This window comes from Paenibacillus sp. LHD-117, from assembly GCF_030929555.1.
Taxonomy (GTDB): domain Bacteria; phylum Bacillota; class Bacilli; order Paenibacillales; family Paenibacillaceae; genus Pristimantibacillus.
Genome location: NZ_JAVFVT010000034.1, coordinates 40,694 through 63,215, shown reverse-complemented (window position 1 = coordinate 63,215; position 22,522 = coordinate 40,694). Strand labels below are relative to the sequence as shown.

General features: G+C 49.0%; 21 protein-coding genes. All 21 read right to left on the bottom strand.

Annotation, left to right across the window (positions count from 1 at the left end; translation table 11 throughout):
- Positions 1 to 58: 58 nt before the first annotated feature.
- The gene (locus RB620_RS23010) at positions 59 to 1,795 is read right to left on the bottom strand and encodes an extracellular solute-binding protein (protein WP_308098456.1); all 1,737 of its coding nucleotides are present in this window, start codon (positions 1,793 to 1,795) and stop codon (positions 59 to 61) included.
- A gap of 89 nt (positions 1,796 to 1,884) precedes the next feature.
- A complete protein-coding gene (locus tag RB620_RS23005) occupies positions 1,885 to 2,832 on the bottom strand; it encodes an ABC transporter permease (RefSeq protein WP_308098454.1) in 948 nt (315 codons plus the stop codon).
- A 323-nt stretch (positions 2,833 to 3,155) separates the two neighbouring features.
- Positions 3,156 to 3,866, bottom strand: coding sequence for a glycerophosphodiester phosphodiesterase (locus RB620_RS23000; RefSeq protein ID WP_308098452.1), 711 nt, complete (start codon positions 3,864 to 3,866; stop codon positions 3,156 to 3,158).
- A 71-nt stretch (positions 3,867 to 3,937) separates the two neighbouring features.
- Positions 3,938 to 4,669: an MgtC/SapB family protein gene (locus RB620_RS22995; RefSeq protein WP_308098450.1), complete on the bottom strand. Its 732-nt coding sequence runs from the start codon at positions 4,667 to 4,669 to the stop codon at positions 3,938 to 3,940.
- A 1-nt stretch (position 4,670) separates the two neighbouring features.
- The gene (locus RB620_RS22990; protein ID WP_308098448.1) at positions 4,671 to 5,432 is read right to left on the bottom strand and encodes a sugar phosphate isomerase/epimerase family protein; all 762 of its coding nucleotides are present in this window, start codon (positions 5,430 to 5,432) and stop codon (positions 4,671 to 4,673) included.
- Complete coding sequence (locus RB620_RS22985) at positions 5,432 to 6,361, bottom strand: aldo/keto reductase (protein ID WP_308098446.1); 930 nt, start codon at positions 6,359 to 6,361, stop codon at positions 5,432 to 5,434. The genes RB620_RS22990 and RB620_RS22985 overlap by 1 nt, the downstream gene beginning before the upstream one ends.
- Before the next feature lie 289 nt (positions 6,362 to 6,650).
- The gene (locus tag RB620_RS22980; protein WP_308098444.1) at positions 6,651 to 7,433 is read right to left on the bottom strand and encodes an ABC transporter permease; all 783 of its coding nucleotides are present in this window, start codon (positions 7,431 to 7,433) and stop codon (positions 6,651 to 6,653) included.
- Positions 7,434 to 7,439: 6 nt separating this feature from the next.
- Positions 7,440 to 8,243 (bottom strand): ABC transporter permease, encoded by an 804-nt coding sequence (locus RB620_RS22975; RefSeq protein WP_308098442.1) that lies wholly within the window; start codon positions 8,241 to 8,243, stop codon positions 7,440 to 7,442.
- Positions 8,240 to 9,232 carry an ABC transporter ATP-binding protein gene (locus tag RB620_RS22970; protein ID WP_308098440.1) on the bottom strand — a complete coding sequence of 331 codons (993 nt, stop codon included), beginning with the start codon at positions 9,230 to 9,232 and terminating at the stop codon, positions 8,240 to 8,242. The genes RB620_RS22975 and RB620_RS22970 overlap by 4 nt, the downstream gene beginning before the upstream one ends.
- A 355-nt stretch (positions 9,233 to 9,587) precedes the next feature.
- A complete protein-coding gene (locus tag RB620_RS22965; protein WP_308098438.1) occupies positions 9,588 to 10,820 on the bottom strand; it encodes a TraB/GumN family protein in 1,233 nt (410 codons plus the stop codon).
- Between the two features lie 75 nt (positions 10,821 to 10,895).
- The gene (locus RB620_RS22960) at positions 10,896 to 12,194 is read right to left on the bottom strand and encodes a TolC family protein (protein WP_308098436.1); all 1,299 of its coding nucleotides are present in this window, start codon (positions 12,192 to 12,194) and stop codon (positions 10,896 to 10,898) included.
- A 20-nt stretch (positions 12,195 to 12,214) separates the two neighbouring features.
- Entirely contained in the window at positions 12,215 to 13,873 is a 1,659-nt protein-coding gene (locus RB620_RS22955; RefSeq protein ID WP_308098435.1) for a beta-barrel domain-containing protein, read from the bottom strand.
- A 4-nt stretch (positions 13,874 to 13,877) separates the two neighbouring features.
- A complete protein-coding gene (locus RB620_RS22950; RefSeq protein ID WP_308098433.1) occupies positions 13,878 to 16,103 on the bottom strand; it encodes a peptidase domain-containing ABC transporter in 2,226 nt (741 codons plus the stop codon).
- Between the two features lie 892 nt (positions 16,104 to 16,995).
- Positions 16,996 to 17,214, bottom strand: a complete 219-nt coding sequence (locus tag RB620_RS22945; RefSeq protein WP_308098431.1) for a hypothetical protein — start codon at positions 17,212 to 17,214, stop codon at positions 16,996 to 16,998.
- A gap of 19 nt (positions 17,215 to 17,233) precedes the next feature.
- A complete protein-coding gene (locus RB620_RS22940; RefSeq protein WP_308098429.1) occupies positions 17,234 to 17,473 on the bottom strand; it encodes a hypothetical protein in 240 nt (79 codons plus the stop codon).
- 66 nt (positions 17,474 to 17,539) lie between these two features.
- Positions 17,540 to 18,016 carry a GyrI-like domain-containing protein gene (locus RB620_RS22935; protein WP_308098427.1) on the bottom strand — a complete coding sequence of 159 codons (477 nt, stop codon included), beginning with the start codon at positions 18,014 to 18,016 and terminating at the stop codon, positions 17,540 to 17,542.
- A gap of 463 nt (positions 18,017 to 18,479) precedes the next feature.
- Positions 18,480 to 18,605: a hypothetical protein gene (locus RB620_RS22930; protein ID WP_308098425.1), complete on the bottom strand. Its 126-nt coding sequence runs from the start codon at positions 18,603 to 18,605 to the stop codon at positions 18,480 to 18,482.
- A 133-nt stretch (positions 18,606 to 18,738) separates the two neighbouring features.
- Positions 18,739 to 19,572 carry a hypothetical protein gene (locus RB620_RS22925; RefSeq protein ID WP_308098424.1) on the bottom strand — a complete coding sequence of 278 codons (834 nt, stop codon included), beginning with the start codon at positions 19,570 to 19,572 and terminating at the stop codon, positions 18,739 to 18,741.
- Between the two features lie 501 nt (positions 19,573 to 20,073).
- Positions 20,074 to 20,829 (bottom strand): 2-dehydro-3-deoxy-D-gluconate 5-dehydrogenase KduD, encoded by a 756-nt coding sequence (gene kduD, locus RB620_RS22920; protein WP_308098423.1) that lies wholly within the window; start codon positions 20,827 to 20,829, stop codon positions 20,074 to 20,076.
- Between the two features lie 2 nt (positions 20,830 to 20,831).
- On the bottom strand, positions 20,832 to 21,626 hold the full coding sequence (locus RB620_RS22915) for a DeoR/GlpR family DNA-binding transcription regulator (protein WP_308098422.1): 795 nt from the start codon (positions 21,624 to 21,626) through the stop codon (positions 20,832 to 20,834).
- Between the two features lie 35 nt (positions 21,627 to 21,661).
- Positions 21,662 to 22,492: a 5-dehydro-4-deoxy-D-glucuronate isomerase gene (gene kduI, locus RB620_RS22910; RefSeq protein ID WP_308098420.1), complete on the bottom strand. Its 831-nt coding sequence runs from the start codon at positions 22,490 to 22,492 to the stop codon at positions 21,662 to 21,664.
- Between the last annotated feature and the right edge of the window lie 30 nt (positions 22,493 to 22,522).

Sequence of the window (22,522 nt, the reverse complement as noted above, 5' to 3'; positions counted from 1 at the left end):
GGGCGGTTTGAACGTTTTGCATATCAAACCGCCGACCTTAATCTGCGGAAATTAACGATTAGTACGAAGATCTAAACTTCACTTTCGTGATGGGATCCGCATTTTTTTCTTCGACCAGCTTTAAATAATCGTCCAATCCGGCAGCCTGCATCTGCTTCAAAGCGCTGTCCAAAATTTCCTTTGCTTCGTCCGTATTTTTGCTGTAGTAAGCTCTGACCAAGCTGTCTCTGTAGTTATCGAACGCGGCTTTCAAATCCGCGCCTCTGTCGAACTCGCTCAGGAAAGACAATGGAGCGTAAGCATCAACGACGTCCGCGTTTTTCCGTTTCTCGTCCCACTTCCAGTATTCGGCGATATTCAGCGCGCCTTGGCTCGTCGCTTCTTTCAGCTTCTCGCCGTATTCCATCTCGCCGTAATCCGCCATTCTGTCGATGTCCGTGCTGCCCAGCAATTCGCCCCACCAGTTTCTTACGCCGCCGAATCCGAGTTTTTTGGCCGCATTAGGATCGCTTTCCTTCAGATCGATGACTTCCTGCTTCACAAGCGGATTGCCGTCCGCGCCCAATGTGTAGTCGCGGCCTTCCAACCCGTACATCCAAAGAAGCTTGCCTTCACGGGATGCAAGATAATCCGCGAATCGAACGACTTCTTCCGGTTTCTTGGTCGTCGCGGGAATCGCCCATGCGGAGTAGCCCGACTTGAAGTCAACCTGCATCTTGTATTCGCCGTCCAGAGTGTTCAACGGACCGATCGGAAGATAATGCATGTCTTGATTGAATTCCTGGTAGTTATGCATATCCGCGATAATTCCCCAAGTGCCGTTCAGCGCGCCTTCCGTTGCCTGCGTTTCGTCGATCGTAAAGAACTCCGGCTGCAGCAATTTCTCGTTCAACAGCTTCTGGACATAGCCGACTTTTTGCAAGGCGACCGGCGTTTGAACTTCATGCAGCATCTTGCCGCTTTCGTCCGGTTTGATCCATTGCTCGGCTTCGCCCCACTGGAGATCGGCGAACAATCGGCCTACTTCTTTGCCGCCCCAGTAGGCAGGTCCGATCGGCACAACGTCTTTGCCGTTTTTGTCCTTGAACCCTCCCGCTTTGATCTGTTTCGCCAGCTCATATAATTGCTCCGTCGTTTTGATCGAGCTGGGATCTACGCCAAGCGCTTCTGCGATATCTTTGCGGATATATGGACCGCCGACATATTTGCGCGAATCATAGCCGCCTTGACGGTTGACGTTCATGTGCACGAAGTAGGTGGAACCGTTGAATTCCGGACGGAACATAACGCCGTATTGCGTGTCGATTGGCAAATAACCGTCCTGCAAATATTTGCTGTATACTTTCGTGTCTTTGATAAGCGGCGTCAAATCGGTAAACATGCCTTCCCTGGCCGCTTTCATTACAACCTGCATTTCCGGCCGTCCGCTATTGTTCAAATAGAAGGCGATGAAATCCGGCAAATCGTTCGCCGCGATGCCCGCTACAAGTCCGTCGATGGACCTTTCGGCTTTCATGATTTCGATTTCGAAATCGATTCCGGTCCGTTCTTTGATTTTGGCCAATATTTCCGGGTTCATTTCTTCTGTATAATCGTCGGTGCCCATAAACACAAGTCCTTTGATTTTACGGTCGGCAATCCACGTTTCCGGCTTACCCTCCGGCGCAACCGAAGGCGTGCCGTCATTGCCCGATTCCGAAGGCTTCACGTCATTGCCGCCTTTCGAGCAGCCTGCGACGATCAGCATCATCGCCATCAAAGGAATCGCAAAATACTTTGCCCATTTTTTGCTCATGCGTTTTTCCCCTTTTCGATTAAATTGTTTTATGAAATACGTCTTGCGACGTCTCCCACCAGGAAGATGGACATCACAACATGGAATCGTTACCACAAAGACGTGTCCGAAACTTTGCGGGAAATCCGATTCGCCAGAATAACCAATATCAATCCGATCAAACCTTGCATCAATCCGACCGCGGTCGCATATCCGTATTGACCTCCTTGCAAGCCTATCCGGATAACGTAAGTATCCAATATGTCCGAAAGATGCATGTTTCCCGGCGTACGAAGCAAGTATAATTGGTCGAATCCGGCGGACAAGATGTTGCCGAGCGACAGAATAAACAGAATGACAATCGTCGGGGTAATAGAAGGCAGCGTGATGTTCCACATTTCGCGGAATTTGTTAGCTCCGTCAATTTTGGCCGCTTCATACATATCTGGATTAATTCCGGCGATCGCCGCCATGTAGATGATCGAATCCCAACCAATCGACTTCCACAAGTGGCTCCCGAACATAATTTCGTAAAAATAGCGGGGTTCCATCATAAAAAACGTGCTGCCGTCGCCGCCCAATTTGGTTATGGCTTGATTCAGCAATCCGGTATCGGGAGCCAAAATCCGCTGGACCAAACCTACGACGACAACCCAGGATATAAAATGCGGCAAATAAAGGATGCTTTGCGATATATTTTTGAACCACCTGTTACGGATTTCGTTGAACATCAACGCTAACAGGATCGGAAAGGGCAAGTACAAAAACAACTTCATACTGCTGATAATAAGCGTGTTTCTGATAAGCTCTGCGCTCTGATACGAATTGAAGAACGTTTGGAAATATTCGAATCCGATCCATGGGCTGCCGAGAATGCCCTTATTGAACTTGTATTCCTTAAAGGCTAGAAGCAATCCGCCCATCGGGATATAGGAAAAAACGATAAAAAACAAGATACAAGGCAACAACATGAAATACAAGTAACGGTGCTTAACTATGTTTTTCCATAACTTTCGGTCAACCTTGTTCCGCTTCAAGGTTATGGAGGTTGGCTTCATAGGACAATATCACCTTTTTCCATCGTAATCTGGTATCGATTCCATAAACATTTTCGGCGCCTCTGATTATTTTCATGTCCCCCCTTATTTTCAAGTTAAAATGGTGCATGTCAGTTCGTCGAATTCATCATAACCGTAATCATTCTTTCGTACAAGACACTTCAAGTTAGCTTTTCGATAATTCTTTGTAAAAACGAGCTTGCGGAACTAAATTTTCTGGAAGCGTTACCATGTTGCGCTAAAAATAAAAGGGATGGCTCGTAAGCGCTTTCCTTGTATGGATTATACCAGACTGCCCATTTAATTGCTATAGTTTTATTGGGCTATTCTTCTAATAAACTCATCAGCAATTGGGGCGCTCTCGTCGTAATGGCGTCAACGCCCATGGCTAAAAACCATTGCATCAACGCGCGGTCGTTCACCGTATAGACCCATACTTTCAATCCGGCGGAATGGGCGCGCGATACGATTGGAGGAAGACAAGTAAAGCCGTTCATGTTGAGTCCGACATATCCTCCTTGCAACGCTTCGTTGCACAGATTTGCCGCGAATTCGCCGTAATGCTCCATTTGGTCCATCGTCAGCATGTCGGGCGTATTCATCATCACTTGAATATCCGGATAACGATCCGTTATCCCGTCTGAGCATCCTGTAATAAAAGCCCGCTTCTGGACTTCGTACTGGCGTATAAGCCGGATCGCAGGATCAATACCGGAGGCCGTCTTCACATCCAGATTCAACATGGTGCCATGCGGCTCCGAAACCCGGAGCGCTTGTTCCAATGCAGCGATCTCATGATCCGCGTACGCCGGATCAATCAGCGTCCGGATAGCCGGATCGTTCACCTGTTCGTAGGAATGCGTATGCAGATAAGGCGAATCGTCATGCAGCAGGACGGCAGTGCCATCGCTTGCCGCGCGAACGTCGACTTCGACGATATCGGCTCCTAGCTGCATGCCTTCTAGGAAGGAAGCCATTGTGTTGTCCGGGTAAATCCCGCAGCCCGTATGGGCTGCAACCATTGTTCTTCTCATGCGATATCCGCCTCCTGAATTTCGAGCAGGAATGTTTTAATTGCATATGGCGACATGTCATCCATGTATGGTCAGGCCATCAGATCGACGGTTTCCAATCCGACGACGCCTTCCATTTCAATCAGCGAGGCTATGATCTGTTCGTATTTGCTGACTTTTTTCAGCTTTACTTGAATGCGTATGATTAAATAGCGCTCGTTCGCAGGCGAAGGCGATTCTCCGTCGTTATCCACAGAAAGCTTGTTGATTTGCAGGCCGCTCCGGTTCAAGTGCGTTAATACGAAGCCCAGCCCCGATGAACGATGATCCATTTTGATCAACAATTCCCGCACTTTTTTCGTTCGCGAGAACAGCTTTTCCACCTTGTTTAGCGCAAACAAGCTTATCACCACCAGAACGGTCGATATGACTGCGCAATAATAAAATCCGGCACCTGCCGAAAGCCCGATCGCAGCGGAAACCCATAGCGATGCCGCCGTCGTCAATCCGGATACGTTAAGCCCGTTTCGCATAATCGTACCCGCTCCGATAAAACCAATGCCGCTGATCACTTGCGCGGCAAGCCGTGCAGGATCCAATCGCACGTTCGGCTCCGATGCGAATGCGGCAAAGCCGTACATCGACAATAACACGATAACGGCCGATCCCATGCAAACCAGAATGTGCGTCCGAAAGCCCGCGGAATGCCCGCCGAGCTCGCGCTCGAAGCCGATCATCCCCCCTAGCACCAATGCGAGAAGAATTCGGATCGTCAATTCGAACTGGCTAATGCGCCATACTTCCGGATTGAACAGAAGATCCATATCACTCGACTTCCGTCGAGATTCTCATGAGATTCTCGAAGCTTACGGCCAAACTTTCCATCGGGCTTCCCGGGCAATAATCCTGCTCGACGGCATACCACTCCACTCCGTTCGCTTCGCCCCATCGAATGATCGGCGCGAAGTCGATCACTCCATTGCCTATCTCCGTGAAATAAGACGATTCGTCCAGCGTCATATCCTTCAGATGAAGAATAGGCATGCGATTCGAATAGGCCTTTATGTAAGAAAGAGGATCGACCTTCGCTTTTTTCACCCAATAGGTATCAATCTCGGCGAATATAGGACTCTCCAGGTCCGGCTCAAGCAAATAGTCCAAAGCGTACCGTCCGTCTACGGAGGTATGAAATTCAAAGTCATGATTGTGATAGCCGACCCGATATCCGAGTGGAGACACTTTCTTCGAGATGTCCAGCAGATCGTTTCTAACCGCCCGGTATCCCGGTTCGTTCTGCAGCTGTACAGGCAGGGAATGACAGATCATATCTTTGGTGCCGAACAATCTTCCTTCTTCCAATACGGCTTCCAGGTCATGTTTCATTCGTTCCAGCCCGACATGCATCCCTGCCGCTTGCAGACCGAATTCCTTCATCACGCCGGAGATTTCCCTCGGATCGTATCCGTGGAGGCCGTCAATCTGAACGCCCGCCCAGCCCATCTGCTTCAATTCCTTTAACGTGCCGGGGAAATCGCGCTTGACTTCATTTCGAAGCGTAAACAATTGGGCGGCTAATTTTTTTCTCATCACGCGATTCCCTCCGCCTCTTCCAGGTTCAACCATGCCAACTGCTCGCGAGTCAGCTTCATCTCCATCGCCTTGATCGATTCGTCGAGCTCAGCATCGTTCCGAGGTCCGATAATCGCGCCGGTCGGGAATGGACGGTTCAGCACATAAGACAACGCGATTTGGGTAGGCGAAACGCCGTACTCCTCGGCCAGTACGGCCGCCCGGCGGTAACGTTCCCAGTTGTCGTCGTTATAATAAACTCTCACCATGTCCTTGTTGGACAGATCGTCCGGCGAGAAATGCCCCGAAAAAAATCCGCCCGCTTGAGCCGACCATGACAACAGCGGCATTTGGTTATTCGCATGCCACTCGCAAGTCGCTTGATCCGCCGATACGCTGCCTTCCCAGCGGGGCTCCATCGGAGAGGCCAAGCTCAAATTGACGCTATTAAACGAGAAACCGACCAATCCATTGCGCAATGCGTAGTCATTCGCTTCCTGGATTCGTTTGTAAGACCAATTCGAAGCTCCGATCGCCCGAATCCTTCCGTCATGGATATGCCGGTTGAGCTCTTCCATTATCGAGCCGACCGGAACGGAAGGATCGTCCCTATGAAGGGCGTACATGTCGATCCATCCCGTCCCAAGACGATCCAGGCTCTCCATTAGATCGATCCGTATCGCCTCAGGATTGACCCTTGCGCCCGGGCTTCCGTCATCGTGATGGGCTCCCTTCGTCAAGATGACCAGTTGATCGCGGTTTCCCCTCTCGAGCATCCATTTTCCTACTATTTTTTCGGCCTCCCTATATTGATGGGCCGCATCGATAGTCGTTCCGCCGGCGGCAACGAACTGGTCTAACATATCGGTGTTGTTCCACTTCCTGATATCGCCCGTCCCGATCATGAGCCGGGACAGCTTCAAGCCGTTCACATTCAAAAATAACATGCCAGCCCTCCCTGTATGGTATCGTTACCACACTCAAAGTTTAATCGATACCTCGCGTATTATGGTATCGATTCCAGAAATGTCGTTCACATCGTTAGATAACGCTTACTTCGATTATATTTTGCATTATAGTCTATCCGCTCCGTTTTAGACAAGAAGTTTTTTCCGGATGGCCGAAAAGCAAAAAATCGGCTTGCCGAGGATGGCAAACCGGTTCTTGTATATACTTTAATCGAACGCCGAGTGGACTACGCGAGTAAAAAGCAATCGAAGCATAAAGCGTTAAGATTTAAGATCCCGTCGAGCGGTAATGTCTCACGCCGAATCGCCAGACCAGCAAGCAAGGAAGCAGGAAAAGCGCTCCCCCGAACGGCACCAGCATGCCGATCAGCAAGCTTCCCTCTTTTTTGTCCAGCAGATACATCAGCGGCAAGTAACTGACGCAGCCGAAAGGAATGATGAAGGTAAAAAACCTCGTTACCCATTTCTCGTAAATCGTGAGCGGATATTGCGCCATCTCGCGGCCGCCGTCGGTGAACACGTTCGCCACTTCGATCGCTTGGATCGTCCAGAAGCAGAAGGTTGCCGCCAGGATGAAGATGCCCGTAAAAATCAGCACGCCGTTCAGAACCATGAACAGCAGCGTCAGCCCTTTGGCGACGCTCCAAACCTGCGGCAAATTCGAGATGGACCAGACGAGCACGATCGTGCTTTGGAGCAGCCTGCCGATTCTCGTGAACTCGAACTTGGAGCCAAGCACCTGCGCGACCGTGCTGCGCGGTCTGACGAGCAGCCGATCGAAGTCGCCTCCCGCTACGAGTCCGGAGAACGCGTCGAAGCCCCTCGCGAAACATTCGCTAAGCGAGAACGACAAATGAATAATCGCGAAACATAACGTCACCTCGAAGAAGCTCCATCCTTCCAGCTCCCCGAACCGCTCGAACATGAAATACAACCCGCCGAACACCATAAACGGGATAAAAAACTGTCCAACGCTAAGCAGCATGAACGATGCCCGGTATTGCAGCTGCGACTTCAGATGAATATTCAAATAACGGAAATATAATCGCATGGCTTCTTATCCTCCTTGCACGACGACGTTGCGAAGCGCTCTGCTCATCAGCCAAAGCCCGAACGTCGCAAGCGCCGCGATCCACCCGATTTGAATGGCGATGCCGATGAGCGCCTCTTCCCGCGGAATATGGCCGGAGTATACCCGGAACGGGAAGTCCGTCGTCCAGCGGAACGGCAGCGCGTAAGCGATCTTCTGCAGCCAATCCGGCATAAGCGGCACGGGAATGATCATGCCCGCCAGAAACTCGCCTGCAACCGAGATCATTAGAATCGAGCCGACCGGAGACATCGTCCAGAACACCGAAATGTAGATCAGCATGGAAATCGCGACGACGACGAGCAAGCCGAGCAGCAGCGTGACGATGAACAGCGCGAGGGTCGACCAGTCGGGCGGAACGCTCAAGCGGTATGGCTCAGGCAGCAGAAACACGATGGTCAAGATCGGGAAACAGCGCAGCACGGCGTTCGACACCCGCTGGGCAAGCAGCTTCACGTACCAGAACGGGTACAGCCCCATCGGCCTGCACAGTTCGTAGGCGATATTCCCGCTCGTGATCATAGAGAAAATTTCGTTGTCCCGGAACCATAACATAATAAAGGAAAGAAAGATTTGCTGGAGCCACACGTAAGTAATCAAATTCTGAAGGGAGATGGGCGCGGAATCCCCGCCGTCCTTGTAGAAGGCCGCGAAGATCATTATGAAGACGAATCCGAAAAAAAGCTGGGTGGCCATGCCGGCGAGCGCCGCCGCGCGGTACTGCATGCCGTTGATGAACCGAAGCCGCCAAATCGAAACGTAGGCTCTCATACTTGATGCTCCTCGTACAGCTGGACGATCATCTCGTCGATTCCTTTGGCGTCGACCGAAATATCCAGAAGCTCAACCGACCTGGACAGCTGCGCGATGACGTCGGCGAGCACGACCCGCTCCGTATCGAAGCTGTAAACGGCGCGTTCCGGCGACCAATGCAGCCTCGTTGTCCCTTCGATGTCGACCGGGGAGCCATGATGCTCGTTGAAGTCGGCCGTTACGGTCCGGCCAGTGCCGAAGCGTCCTCGCAGCTCCTGCAACGAGCCGTCGTAGAGCAGCGTTCCTTTGCCGATCATAAGAATCCGGTCCGCCAGCGCCTCGATATCGCTCATGTCATGCGTCGTCAGAATGACGGTTACGCCCCGCTCCTGATTGATTCTGCGGATGAAGTTCCGCACCGCCAGCTTGCTGACCGCATCGAGCCCGATCGTCGGTTCGTCGAGGAACAGCAGCTTCGGGCTGTGCAGGAGCGATGCCGCGATCTCGCAGCGCATCCGCTGACCGAGGCTGAGCTGTCTGACGGGCACGCCCAGCAAGTCGGATAAGGCGAGCATCTCCGTCAGCATGTCGAGATTGTCCTTGTACGTCTTGCCCGGGATCTTGTAGATATCTCTTAGAAGCTCGAAGGAATCGATTACAGGCACGTCCCACCAGAGCTGCGAACGCTGGCCGAACACGACGCCGATATGCCGGACATAGTCCGCCCTATCCTTCCACGGCGTATACCCCATAATGGAGCAGGCTCCGCCGTCCGGCACCAGAATGCCGCTCATTACTTTGATCGTCGTCGACTTCCCGGCGCCGTTCGGCCCGATATACCCGACGATCTCTCCTTCGTTCACGGTGAAGGAGATGTCCTTCAGCGCTTCCACGATCCGGTGCTTCCGCACGAACAGCGCTTTCGCTGCCTGCCGCAGCCCAGCCGTCCGCTCTGCGACCTTAAAGCTTTTGCCGATGCCGCTCAACCGTATAATGCCGTTTTCCATAAGTTTTCGTTATCCTCCTAAAGTAATTCAAGTTCAAAAAGTCCGGTTTTCAGCACCAAGAAGATTAAAAGAAGCTAGGAAATGAGGAGCGGAGCGTAGTGAAGGCTACGCGAGCACCTGTAATGTTTCTGGAGGAAACATACTTCGTAAGCATTCGCTTAGTTCCGGCTGAATTTAATATTCGATGTCGAGTAAGCTTCCTGCTATACTTCGTGATCAAAAGCGGACTTTTTTGAACTACTCCTATTAGAGTCGGAAAAAGAATATATCTCAAATAATGGAGGTTGTAAAGAAAAAAAAAATTCAACCCGGAGGCTGATAGCCCCCGGGTTGTCTTTGTTCCCCATTATATTGGTTATAAATGGGTAACGGTATAACCTTTCTCCTCCAGCATCGTGACGATGCCGTGCTCGCCGAGCATGTGAAGATAACCCGCGACGATGAAAGAGGTTGATTGGTCCTTGCCATTCAAATAACCTTCGATCTTCTCCAACATCCCGGCATTACGGTCTTGAATGACCGTCTTGTAATATTCCTGTTGTTCGCCGATGCTGTTCATCAGCTCGATTAATTGGGTTTCGTCCCCGGAGGACCAAAGGTTCGCGAGCGCCGCTATGCTGCCGTCCATCTTATGGAATTGCTCTACTGTATCCTTAAGCATTTGCGCTTGCAGCTCGGAAGAAAAGCCGCTAAACATCGCGAATTGTTGGTCGTACGATTCCAGTTCGGCAATCGGAAGCCCCGTTCCCATCGCTCTCTGCAAGAAATACATATCGATACCGAGTCCCGCCTGGTATCCGCTTTGAGCCGCTTTGACAACCGTCAATTCGTTCACGATTTGCCATGGCTTGTACGGATCGAATGCGTTCTCGGGAGCTCCGATCTCCTTCAAAATAGCTTTCAGCTTATCATACGTTTCCGCGGAGATGTGATCGGGCAAAACCGAACCATCATCGTACATCATGTAACTCTGCAATTGCTTAACTTGCTCTTCGCTCACCGGCTTCGCAACGTTCACTTCGACGACGAGCTGGTCCGCGTTCTCGAACGCGGCTTCGATCTCGGGGCGCATCGGATACAAATAGTCGTTGCCGACATGAATGGAGCCGAGCAAATAAACTTCAGTCCCATCCTTCTCCACCTTCCAGAAGAAGCCCTTGCTCTGCGCGAGAACGACGGATCTGCTAGCGCCGTCCCAACGAACCTGATGGCCCGTGCTCTCTCCGACGAAACGAAGCGGCACGTAAGCCGTGCCGTCTTTTATTTTCGGCGCGATCGTTAGTTCGACTGGCTGCCCATTAACGGTTGCGATTGCTTCGCCAATCGTGAATGTAAGAACGGACTGCTCTTTGACGGCTTGAACCGTTCCGGCCTCCCCGTCCCATTCGATTTCATATCCCATGTCTTCAAGCAGGGCTCGAGCCGGAACTAGTGTCGTGTTGTTCTCGATGATCGGCTGCTTGTCTCCAAATTGAATCTCTTCATTGCCAAGCCAAACCTTTAAGGGCTGAGCAGAAGCCTGAGTCCCCGAGGCAAGCGAGAAGAATAGTACTGCTGCGAATAATAATGCGGATAATCGTTTGAACAAGTGCTTCAATCCTCTCGAATATATGTATTTGTTTCATGGAAACCTAGGAAAAAACATCGTTTTTCTTGACGCTAGTTAGATCAGTAAGCCATGTAGTGCTGCCCATTTCTTTTCTTTCCATATCTCATAGCTGATCTGAGTTTTCTCAATCGCAATATCCAGCTTCGTAATCTCATATTCTACCGCTTCTACTTCTCTCCCAGATATAAGACCATGTTGAAATAACTTCTTTTGGTCATTTTTCGTTCTCATTAAGAGAACCCTTTCCTCTTGCAACCGATCTAGTTCATCGAGCAACGATAATTGTTCAGCTGTGAGCTCTTCCTTTTTCTTCTCCAATTGACGAGCAACAAGTCCTTTTTTATCGGTTTCAATACTTATGATCGACTTGTAATAGATCGCCAATGCCGAGTTGTCACTTTTCGTTGTATTGTAACTGGCTTCAGCTTGTTGAATAGCCGCATTGGCCATTTTCATTTCAATCTGTTCGTCCAATCGGACATCTGGCGCGATCTCTTTTTCTTCCAATGCAATTTCCGACAATTTGTTCGGGATCATGATCTGTTGAGATTCTTTATATCCAAGATCCCTATTCAATAGTTTTTTTCTAATCGTCAACTGTTGGCTTAACGCAGCCACAGCTTGCTGTTGCCCCTGCATTTTCAACCGCGCATCTTCAGCATCTTGACTAGTCAATTGTCCTGCTTCAAGCAGTTTTTGCGCATCTTGATGGTTTTGTTCCAAATAAGATTGTTCCAATTCGGCTACGTTCAAATCTTTCTCAAGCATTACAATTTGATAGACACTTTGAAAGGCATAAAATTGAACAAGAAGCTTCGTTTTTTCCATTTCCAAAACGCTAGATTGTACACCGAATGAAGCCGAGCGCAATTGCTCATCTAGCGATTTCAAATTTTGTTGCTGCTGAAAAAATAATGTTGCGTTCTGTTGTTGCGTTTGAGCGTCAATATACTGATTTAACGAAGTATGAATCATGCTTTGTATCGCTAAGACGGACTCCATCTGCTTCTTCTGTTCATCCGATAGCTGCTCATAATCCGGTATCAAGCGGATCAACTCATCCATGGACGTCGGGAAATAACCAGGCTTCATAGGGATAAAGGAAGTTGCCTCCAGATCTCGTTGAGTTTGCAGGTATCCTAGCTGCGCTATTTGGCTACGCAATTGCAGTTGACTCTGCTGAAGAGCGAGATAGTGGTTCAACGCTTGGTTTGCAATCGTTTCTCTTGTGAGAATAGTTTCATGATCCCGAGCAGCGCTCGCTTCTACGATGCCTATACTCGACGAAAATAAAACAAGGGCGAAGAGATAAACATAGAAAGCTGCACTAATCATACTTAGAATACTTTTCATACGTAATGAATACAGCCCCCTTACTCCCTCAAATTAATTTTTTCCAAAATGTAATAGATAATTTTTTTCGAATCTGTCACGATATATGCTTCTGCCGTCATTCCAATTCTGACCTCACCATGTTCGCCTTTACGATTCACTAGCGGCTTATTGGCGATAGATGCCTCCACCATATAGTAGCTTCTTCCATCCTGCTGAACGGTTGCATCCGTGCTAATGGAAGTGACCGTGCCGGCAAGCGATCCGAAGCTTTGTTTCGGAAAGGCATGAAAGTTCAAATCCACCTTGTCTCCCACCGCGATATGGCCGACTTCATGATTGGGCACCGCGATGCTCATTTTGTACATGGACTCGTCGGCTGGAATAATGGACAGCAGCGGTTCCCCCGCCTGTACAATTGCCCCGGCATATATTTCCTTGAGAACATGCACATTGCCGTCAATTGGGGCAACGATCTCCTGTTTGTTTATCGCTATCTGCAACTGGTCGATACGCTCCTGAAGTCCATGTCTGCTTCTTTCCTTCTCTTCCATCGTGGCCTGAATTTGAACGAGCCGGTCGAGCTTAAATTTCTCCAGTGCATCGGTAGAGGATTGCGTGAGCAGCATGTTTTGTTGCTCCAGGTTGCTGCGCTGCTCCAAGATCTTGGCTTCCTCAAGCCGCAGCGATTCCTGCTCCAGCAATACCGGAGCATCTTCCTTTAGCAGCAGCTCCAGCTGGCGTTTGGTTTCTCGCAATTCGTCTCCATAGGTATCCAAATTGTTTTGAACTCCCATGACGGCTTCCTGAATGTACTGCTTAAGCTGCATTTCAAGCGCCTCCACCTGTGCCGCTTGTTCTTCCAACTTGGATTTGGCGACAAAGCGCTCTCCGAGCGCTGCCGACTGCTCGTATTGACTCCGGCTGTCCGAGATGGCTTGCGTCAATTGCTCTACACGAAGCGTATATTGCTGGAATCGTTCCGTCCTGATGGGATCTGAAGAACCTATCGAATTATCACCGCTTTCCATTGACTGCTTGAGCAGGCGTTCGGAGCCCAGCTCCCCTTCAAGTTCAGTAATTTTCCGCCGGTATTCTTCCTCGCTTTGAACCGCCTTTTGCTTGCTTGAGCGCTTATTCAATTGAATCGAATCATGGGCCAGCATCGTTTCTCCAAGCGTTTGTTCAACTTGCCGACGGCTGGATTCGAATTCAAGCTGCTGGCGGCTGTACTCTAGCAAATATTGCTCCATCCATGTGTAGTAAAGCTGCTCCTCGCTCACACTCTCATCGAAAAGATTGTGATGCTGCCGCACACTATCCAAATAACGCTCAAAATAACTCTGCTCCTTCTCCAGCCGGACAAGCTCCGCTTGCCGATTATCAAGCTCTGCCTGAAGCTCTTGATGCTCAAGACTGATGAGAGAATCGCCCGTCTTTACCGCTTGTCCTTCACGGACATGAATCTTCTCTACCGTACCAAGAGCGGAGGTTTGGATGCCGCTAACCTTCTCATTGGGTCTCGCGACCGCCGACGCCTTGGCCACTTCGTCGATTTCGCCAATGAACGCCCAGGACAGCGCCGCAGCAAGAAGTATCACAACGATTGTCATAAAGATCGTAATTATCGGATGAGTCCTCGCCTCCATCATTTCCCTGCTGTCCGACAGATCTGCCATATCTCGAATAATTGCCCTCATACCGCTATACTCCACCTACTCCTACAGCAAACTGAGGTACAGGCGACCTCTCTTCATCCAGTCCCGGCAGTTGATCCTTCCAAAGCTCGTAATACTTCCCTCGCAGGGCCAGCAGCTCCCAATGAGATCCCTGTTCGATAATCCGCCCGCGGTCCATGACATAAATGCGGTCGCACCGCATGATCGTGCTCAGCCGATGCGCGATAATAACGGTTGTCAAATGGTCAAAGCCGTTAATCGTCTCCGAAACCGCTTTCTCCGTAATGGAGTCCAGATTGCTCGTAGCCTCGTCCATAATGAGAATATCCGGATTTTTTATTAAGGCGCGGGCGATGGCCAGCCTTTGTTTCTGTCCACCGGAAATATTGGTCGCATTTTCTTCCAGCATCGTTTCGTAACGCAGTGGAAATTGATTGATAAATTCATGCGCCTGCGCCGTCTTGCAAGCGTCGACAATACGCCCGAAGTCCTCGTCCCCACCGACGCCAAGACATAGATTTTCCCGTATCGTGCCGCTGAAGAAGAACGTATCTTGCGGGATATAAGCCATTCGCTCTCTTAGTGAATCGAGATGGATATCTTTAATATTGTGATCGTTGATCAGAATATCGCCCTTCTCGTGCCGGTAAAATTGCATCAGCAGCTTGATCAGCGTCGTTTTCCCGGAGCCGCTTTCGCCAACGAAAGCGACCTTCTCCCCTTGTCTGATCGTCAGGCTAATATCCTGTAGCGTCAAAGCCCTCGTTCCATAACGAAAATCCACATTTTGCAACGCTATCGTTCCGTGCAGGCTCGAAGGCCGCAGCTTTTTCTCTTCCTGCTCGCTTTTCTCCGCTTCTAGATCCAATATTTCACCCAGTCTGTCCGCGGCTACTACCGCTGTTTGCAACGTAGGCTGAAGATTGATCAGGTTCTGAATCGGTTCAAGAAAATAAGCCAGCAGCGCATTGTATGTAATCAATTGCCCCATCGTCATGTCGCCCGTCATCACCTGTATCGCGCCAACCCATAGAATGACAACTCCACCGACCGACTGGACAAGCCCTTTCAGCGACGACTGTACATTATTGAATACGCCAAACTTGAATACCGATTTGAGAAATCCGACAAACTTACGTTCCGTCTCGAAATTAGCTTTGGACTCGGCATGGTACGCTTTGACCGTCTCAATTCCGTCAATCGATTCCACAATATAAGAGGTAAGCTGAGCATTTTTCTCCATCTGTTCACGATTCAAGCGGTCGAACGGTTTATGAAAGCCCCATACCAGCGCCAGATAAAGCGGAACTAACAAGACCGTTACCCCAAACAGCATGGAGCTTTGCGAATATAGAATAATGCCGCCTACGATAACCATCAGGATATCGATCATAATGGTAAGCGTGGCGCTGGATATCGCGTCCCTCACCTTGGAGGCATCCATCAGCCGTGAAATAATTTCGCCGGTCTTGCGCGCGCCGAAGAAGCTCATCGGCAGCTTCAGCACATGATGGTAATAACCAAGAATGAGCGAAATATCTAGCTTTTGGCTCAAATACAGAAGAAGATGAGTGCGGAAAGCGTTCAGCAACAGCTTGAAAATATACAACACGATGATGCCGACAGACAAAATATGCAGCGTCTTCTGCATGCTGTAAGGCAATATTTCATCCAATAGAAACTGAAAGTAGAAGGCGCCGAAAATACCCAATACGGTAAACAGCAAAGAAGCCAAAAAAATGCCAAAAATCATTCGTTTCTGCGGCAGCAGCAAATGAAAGAAGCGGGCAAACAATCCCTTCGTTTCGTCGCCTTTCCGGAACTGTGGCGTCGGCACCATTAGAATGAGCACGCCGGTCCATATTTTAAAGAAATCGTCGGGGGTATATTTAACAAGTCCTTTGCCAGGATCGGCAATCAGCACTTCTTTTTTCGTAATTTTGTGAATGACGACATAATGGAGCAGGCTTCCGTCAATGACAACATGGGCGATTGCAGGGAGTGGGAACTCGCTGAAAAAAGCTTCTTGATTGCCCTTGACGCCTCTGGCAGTAAAACCGAGCTGCTCCGCAGCTTTAATGAGGCCATATACGTTGGTACCTTGCTTGTCGGTTCCTGCTACTTCGCGTATTAGAGAGATCGGAAACTTTAACCCGTACTGTCTTGTAATTGTGGCCATACAAGCTGCACCGCAATCAGTTATATCATGTTGTTTAACACAATAATATTTTTTAATACCTGACGTTATCATAAAAATCTCCCAAAAATATTTAATAATTATAACTATTATTGAAAGCTAATTATTTGCACGTATGTATCAAGGATTAGTTCATCTCCACCAAAAAACACAGCTTCATTAATGTGTACATTATAAATGGGCACCAGATTGAATAGAATCTTGATTGAGTCTACCCAAAGCATTCATAAGAAACTGTTGGTATCGGGATGATTATCAGTTCCCCCAATAACAGGAATGTAAATACCTAAATCTACAAGTTGATCGGTATTTAGTTGCTCTACCTCAAAAGTTGCTGTAATTATGGGCCGATTTTTCTCATAGAATTGACTCTCCAAATGCTTAATTAACTCAACTACTTCTGCCCCTATTGTAGACTGTGCATTAGTCATGTTTATACTTTGGTTTTCCCGAATCACCCTTATGATTTCTTTTTTTTATAAATTGATTGAACCGTGCGATATTAAATATAACGGTGAGTATGAACAATATCGCATACATATAAAACACCATAGTCCGATCATCCCATAGTTTTATGACTTGAAAAAGGAATGTAATCGAAAGTAAAAAGCCAATCACAATCAGAGTTTTTGAATTCATCGTTTCTCTCCTCATATAATCATATTTGCAAGAAGTGTTTGCTTAAATCTCTTGATTCAGTCAATTGAGACAGAGTAATTAGAATTTCCAGTGTCCTAACCGCTGGATGCACCACTGTTTGCTTCCGAGGATTAGCATCGTATCAATTGTCAGGCTCTCGTCCAAGAGTGCAATTGCGAGGCAGAAGACGGTGGTTCTCACGGGCATTCAGGTCTGAGTTTTGCTTTTAGAGATTAGTAAGTTTTGTACAAACACTTAAACGCAAGCGATAAGCGCGTGCGTTTAAGTGTTTGACTAATTATTTCACTTAGTTTTCAGCAGCGTATACAACGCCACCGATAATGCCGCCAACAACTGCGCCTCCGATAGCACCATATAATCCGCCTCTACTTCCCAACCAAGCACCGGTACCAGCGGCACCTAATACAGCTGCAACGAATCCACCCCAACTGCCACCGGTGACGTCCATCGATTCTTGTAGACTGATTTCATTAAATCCAGCGCCTAATGCAAGTGTAGTAGACATTTAATAACCCCTATCATTATTATTTTTTGCGACTATCATAATAGTCGCCAAGCGCATACAGAGCGTTACCAACAACAGCACCTGCGATACCGCCGACAAGAGAACCCCCAGGTCCAGCAAAGCTACCAATCGTAGCTCCAGCACCTGCTGCGCCGCCGACAGCTCCCAACCAATCCGTCCAGGACCATCCGCCGAAAACAGACAGTTGTTCGGATTGTTCGAGTTGCATAAAGCTTGAGGAGTGCAACACATTTTCCATCTAAATATTCCTCCTTAAATAATAAATTTTATATAAAATGACATAGTCATTTATATAACTTGCTCGTTATAAAATTGAAGGATTAATACCAACCATAATATCAGTAATAGGTTCTTCTCCTTGTGCAATGTTCTCATCGTTTCTACTGATATTATAGAAGGATGTGATTTGATTCAGGTTATTTTCCTCAATATACTGGACAACATGATTATAAGCGTGCTCAATAAGTCTCGGATCGCCGTAGTGAGTCACTTTAAGTGAATGAGCTATTTTGAAAGTTGGCTTAAACTTATACTTACCGTCAAGTGGTATGCTTCGATCAAGCGGCACTAGAAACTCTACGTCTACGAGAGTCTTTTCAGGAGTAGTTTCAATTTGATGAGTTGTGGTTATGAGGGGGCCATTTTTTTTAGCGCCAGCTGATTGAATAGTTCTCATAAATAGATTGAATTCCTTATTCACCTGATTTTGAAGAATTCGCTCTCTGTACGAGGCGACATTATCAAAACTAAGAGACTCGTACTTTTCTACTTGGTATGGCACTATCATCACTCCTCAACATCGTGTTGTAAATGTAATATGGCTATTTCCTTGGTGTAAACATCGCGAAAGCATATTCTATAGCAATTAATTGAATGCAGTATCCTGAATTAGGGTTCAATCGCTGTCGAAATCAGGTATCTTGGGGACCGCTTTATTCAAGCATAGACTTTCACAGTTCTCAATTAATTTCGCTAACTGCATAAGTCATGTGTTGTAATTTCTTTTGCTCTATAAAACTTACAAGATCATAGAAGGTATTTTGAACTTGATGTGGATCACCTACATGTCTGGTACTTAGCGCATTTAACAATTGGAATATCTCTTAATATTTATATGGTGTTTCTAGTGATACCTCACGATCAATTAGAACTAGAAACTCAATATTTAAGACTTGTTCACCATTAAAACTTTCAACGACATATGTAGTTAAGATCATTGGTAAGCTTTTTTGAGCACCACTTTCTTACAGTTTCCAAACAAACTTCTGAATCGCATCATTAATTTCAAAAGCCGCCAGCTTGCGTCTAAATGAAGCAACCTTTTCATATCTTAACGTCTTTCCCTGCTCAATCGTCGCCGTAGTATTCATTTGTCTCTCACCTCGTCGGACTGATAATTACACCCCATTCAAGCACTTCAATGCTCACTAGCCCTCTATTCCATATTTTACACCTCAAAATTATCAATGAATATATCCCAAATGGTATAACTTTATCTTATTTCTACAAAAATTTACTCAAAAAACCACCTTTATCCGACACCACTGTCTTTTTATACACTTTCTTGATGACTAATCGAGTTGTCCCTTCCGTCAAAACAAGTTTCTCCGCTATGCTCCGCACGCTGTTGTTCATCAACCACAGATACCCGATCTCCAGCTCTCTCGGGGTCAACTTGTATTCCCGAAGTCGTTCCATTACGCTTTCTTTACGGGCATCTGGACTCTGCTGCCGCAGCCCTTCCTCAATCCCACGCAGCGTGAAATCAAAGATGGATGCGAACAGCACATGATCCTCCTCGTCAGCAAAAGACAAATCAAGATAACCGACAATCCGTTCATCTTGATGAATCGGGCTGCAGAAGCAGCTCCATCTCGCGAACAATTGCAGCTCATGCTCCGAACCTTTCAGAAATACCCACCGTTTAAGTTCTCGTGCCACCGTAATGGCATTAACCCCAGATTTCTGCAAATTAAAAACCGTTCCCAGCCCCAAATTATGTTCCTCTTCCATTCTCCGAAGCAGATCTGCTTGTCCGCTCATCGAGATTACCGTACCTTCTGCGGCTGTTACCATAAACATTGCGGGCTTCGCTGTTCTTTGCAGTATTTCACTACAACGAGGTTCCGCAATATCAACTAAGCTTCGATATCCGTTTTGAAGCTCTCGAAACCCATTTCCTGCTTTTTTTCCGTACAATCTTTTGCTGTTTATATCTAGTCTGGCTTCGCGCACCGCTCTCTTCCACTCGATTACCTTTAACGGTTCAATATCCGAAAACTCGACCCACAGGCGCTTTGCGTCTGCCGCAGCATTCATAAACAACGTGCTTTCCAATTTTTATTCCCCCTTGCGTTCCTTATATGAACCCATCACTTAAAATAGTTCTTTTTTCCTATATCTCTTAGTCTATATTATGGAAAATACTAGATCAACGCAAAAGTGATTGGAAATTTCCGAAACGGATTTTGCGTGATGTATAGATCCAATTTGGGATATTGCCACTCCGCTCGAGATGAGATAGGATTGCTAATATTACTCCTTTTTCGAATTTGCTTTTCGCAGGAGGCTCAACTTTTTGAAACCTATAGCGTGGATGACTCTAGGAGCCATATTGGCGATCACATATGGCTACGAATTAGTAACCGAATGGTTCGGAGAAAGCAAGGTCTCGATTTTGAACGTGATCCTTTTTGTCATAAATTTCTTTTTGTTTCTAGTTCATTGGTTGGATTTCAGAAAGAAAAGAAGATTGGATCGTGAATCCAGTGAATGAGCGCGCACAAAAAAATCCCTAAGCAGAGTCGTTCTCCGCTTAGGGATTTCTTGTTCACGCTATTAACGAACCAGCCAACCGCCGTCGACGGCGAGGATATGGCCGTTCATGTAGTCGGATGCCTGCGAGGCAAGGAAGACAGCCGGGCCTACCAGGTCCTCGGAAGTGCCCCACCGCCCTGCCGGAATACGCTGCAGAATTTGCGCGCTGCGCACCGGATCTTCGCGAAGCGCCTCCGTATTGTCCGTGCTCATATAGCCTGGCGCGATCGCGTTCACTTGCAGCCCCTTCGAGGCCCATTCGTTCGCGAGCGCTTTCGTAAGGCCTGCTACCGCGTGCTTGCTCGACGCGTAACCCGGCACCGTAATGCCGCCTTGATAAGACAGCATCGACGCGATATTGATGATTTTGCCGGAGCCCTGCGCGATCATATACTTGCCCGCCAGCTGGCAAAGGACGAACACCGAATTCAAATTGACGTCCAGCACATCCTGCCAATCCTCGTAGCTATGCTCCACGGCCGGAGTGCGGCGAATAATGCCCGCGTTGTTGACCAGAATGTCAACGCCGCCGAGCTCGTCGACCGTACGTTCCACGATGCCAGGCAGCTTGGAGCGATCGGCTACGTCCGCCTGAATCGTAATCGCTTTGCGTCCCAACTCCCGAATACGAGCGGCGGACGAGTCCGCCGGCGTCCGGTTCGTGACGAGCGCCACGTCGGCGCCCGCCTGTGCGAGGCCGATCGCGATCGCTTCGCCGAGTCCACGGCCCGCGCCGGTGACGATCGCTTTTTTGCCGGTTAGATCAAATAATGCCATGCCTACACCTTTCCTTTCGTTCGTCTCCCGCCCGCGGCTGCGTCCGCCTTCATGATCGTTAAGCCCAGTGCTTCGTACTTGGCCGCTACTTCGGGCGGAATGCCGCTATCGGTAATGATGCAATGAATGTCGTCCAATGCCGCGTACGTGATCAGAGCGCCCTTGTCGAACTTGCTATGATCCGCGATCACGTACGTTTGTTTCGCGTTGTCCATGTACAACCGTTTCAGCTTGGCCAACTCCTCGGTGAAGATCGTCAGGCCATATTCGGGATGGATGCCCGTCGTCGACAGGAACAGCTTGTGCACGTTCAGCCGGCTGATCCATTCCTGCGATTCGCCGCCGATGAGCAGATTGTTGTGGCGGTAACCGCCTGGCACGACGAGGCGGATCGCGTCCTTCGCCGTCAGCTCCCGAATGATCAGCAGATCGTTCGTCAGCACCGTAAGCGGCATGTTCGGGAGCAGCTTCGCAAGCTCGAGCGTCGAGCTGCCCGCGTCCAGCGCGATAATGTCGTTCGGCTCGATGCAGCTCATCGCCAGCGCGGCGATCGCCGTCTTCTCCTGCTGATGTTTCGCGTTCGGGTACTGGAGGGGAAGAAGGCTGTCCTCCCCTTCATGCTCCAGCACCGCACCTCCGTGCGTCCGCTTCAGAAGCCCCTTCTCCTCGAGCTTCTCGAGATCCTCGCGGACCGTCTTCTCCGTGACCGAGAACAGCTCGCTAAGCTCCGAGACTTTGACCGCGCCGCTGTCTCCCAGCTTCTCTATGATTCTCCGATGGCGTTCTGCCGCTAGCATGGCGCCCCTCCTCCACTATGCTTCATGGAGCCATTCTACTTCAGTTTGCTTGCAGGGACAACGTCCATGTCGGTGAACGTGTAGTTCTCGCCGGCCATCGACCAGCAGAACGTATAGTTGCTCGTGCCTACACCGGAATGGATCGACCACGGAGGCGAAATGATCGCCTGCTCGTTAGCCACGACCAGATGGCGCGTTTCGGATGGCTCGCCCATCATATGGAAGATACGGGTTTCTTCGGCCATATCGAAATACAGGTAAGCTTCCATGCGGCGGTCATGCACGTGCGAAGGCATCGTATTCCAGACGCTGCCCGTCTGCAGGCTGGTCACGCCTAACATGAGCTGGCAGCTTTGGATGCCGTCGGCGTGAATGTATTTGTACAAAATGCGCTCGTTGGACGTTTCCTGAGCCCCGAGGTAAAGCGGGTTCGCTTCTTCGCGCGTCATCTTGCGGGTAGGCAGCTCGGCATGCGCCAGCGCGGAGCAGAAGTACAGCTTCGCAGGGTTTTCGGCATCCTTGCTCGCCAGCTTCACGTCGCGTTTGCCTTTGCCAACGTAAAGGACATCCAGCTTATCCAGCTCGTAGGCTTCGCCTTCGACCGTAATGATCGCCGGGCCGCCGATGCTGAGGAAGCCGATTTCGCGGCGCTCCAGGAAATAATCCGTTTTGAGCGCATCCCCCGCCTCCAAAACGATTTCTTCGCCGACCGGCAGCGCGCCGCCGACAACCATGCGATCGTAGTGCGTATACGTCATTTTCAGCTGATTTGGCTCGAATAGGCTTTCGATCAGAAACTCCCCGCGCAGTCTCTCTGTATCGTATTGCTTCACGTCCGTCGGATTGGTCGTATGGCGAATATCCATAAATGATGCCTCCTAAAAATAAGTTTGTTT

Bases quoted from the DNA above. Each gene is read 5' to 3' on its own strand.
- RB620_RS23010 (WP_308098456.1), bottom strand. From the start codon at position 1,795: ATGAGCAAAAAATGGGCAAAGTATTTTGCGATTCCTTTGATGGCGATG.
- RB620_RS23005 (WP_308098454.1), bottom strand. From the start codon at position 2,832: ATGAAGCCAACCTCCATAACCTTGAAGCGGAACAAGGTTGACCGAAAG.
- RB620_RS23000 (WP_308098452.1), bottom strand. From the start codon at position 3,866: ATGAGAAGAACAATGGTTGCAGCCCATACGGGCTGCGGGATTTACCCG.
- RB620_RS22995 (WP_308098450.1), bottom strand. From the start codon at position 4,669: ATGGATCTTCTGTTCAATCCGGAAGTATGGCGCATTAGCCAGTTCGAA.
- RB620_RS22990 (WP_308098448.1), bottom strand. From the start codon at position 5,432: ATGAGAAAAAAATTAGCCGCCCAATTGTTTACGCTTCGAAATGAAGTC.
- RB620_RS22985 (WP_308098446.1), bottom strand. From the start codon at position 6,361: ATGTTATTTTTGAATGTGAACGGCTTGAAGCTGTCCCGGCTCATGATC.
- RB620_RS22980 (WP_308098444.1), bottom strand. From the start codon at position 7,433: ATGCGATTATATTTCCGTTATTTGAATATTCATCTGAAGTCGCAGCTG.
- RB620_RS22975 (WP_308098442.1), bottom strand. From the start codon at position 8,243: ATGAGAGCCTACGTTTCGATTTGGCGGCTTCGGTTCATCAACGGCATG.
- RB620_RS22970 (WP_308098440.1), bottom strand. From the start codon at position 9,232: ATGGAAAACGGCATTATACGGTTGAGCGGCATCGGCAAAAGCTTTAAG.
- RB620_RS22960 (WP_308098436.1), bottom strand. From the start codon at position 12,194: ATGAAAAGTATTCTAAGTATGATTAGTGCAGCTTTCTATGTTTATCTC.
- RB620_RS22955 (WP_308098435.1), bottom strand. From the start codon at position 13,873: ATGAGGGCAATTATTCGAGATATGGCAGATCTGTCGGACAGCAGGGAA.
- RB620_RS22950 (WP_308098433.1), bottom strand. From the start codon at position 16,103: ATGATAACGTCAGGTATTAAAAAATATTATTGTGTTAAACAACATGAT.
- RB620_RS22945 (WP_308098431.1), bottom strand. From the start codon at position 17,214: ATGTCTACTACACTTGCATTAGGCGCTGGATTTAATGAAATCAGTCTA.
- RB620_RS22940 (WP_308098429.1), bottom strand. From the start codon at position 17,473: ATGGAAAATGTGTTGCACTCCTCAAGCTTTATGCAACTCGAACAATCC.
- RB620_RS22930 (WP_308098425.1), bottom strand. From the start codon at position 18,605: ATGAATACTACGGCGACGATTGAGCAGGGAAAGACGTTAAGATATGAA.
- kduD (WP_308098423.1), bottom strand. From the start codon at position 20,829: ATGGCATTATTTGATCTAACCGGCAAAAAAGCGATCGTCACCGGCGCG.
- RB620_RS22915 (WP_308098422.1), bottom strand. From the start codon at position 21,626: ATGCTAGCGGCAGAACGCCATCGGAGAATCATAGAGAAGCTGGGAGAC.
- kduI (WP_308098420.1), bottom strand. From the start codon at position 22,492: ATGGATATTCGCCATACGACCAATCCGACGGACGTGAAGCAATACGAT.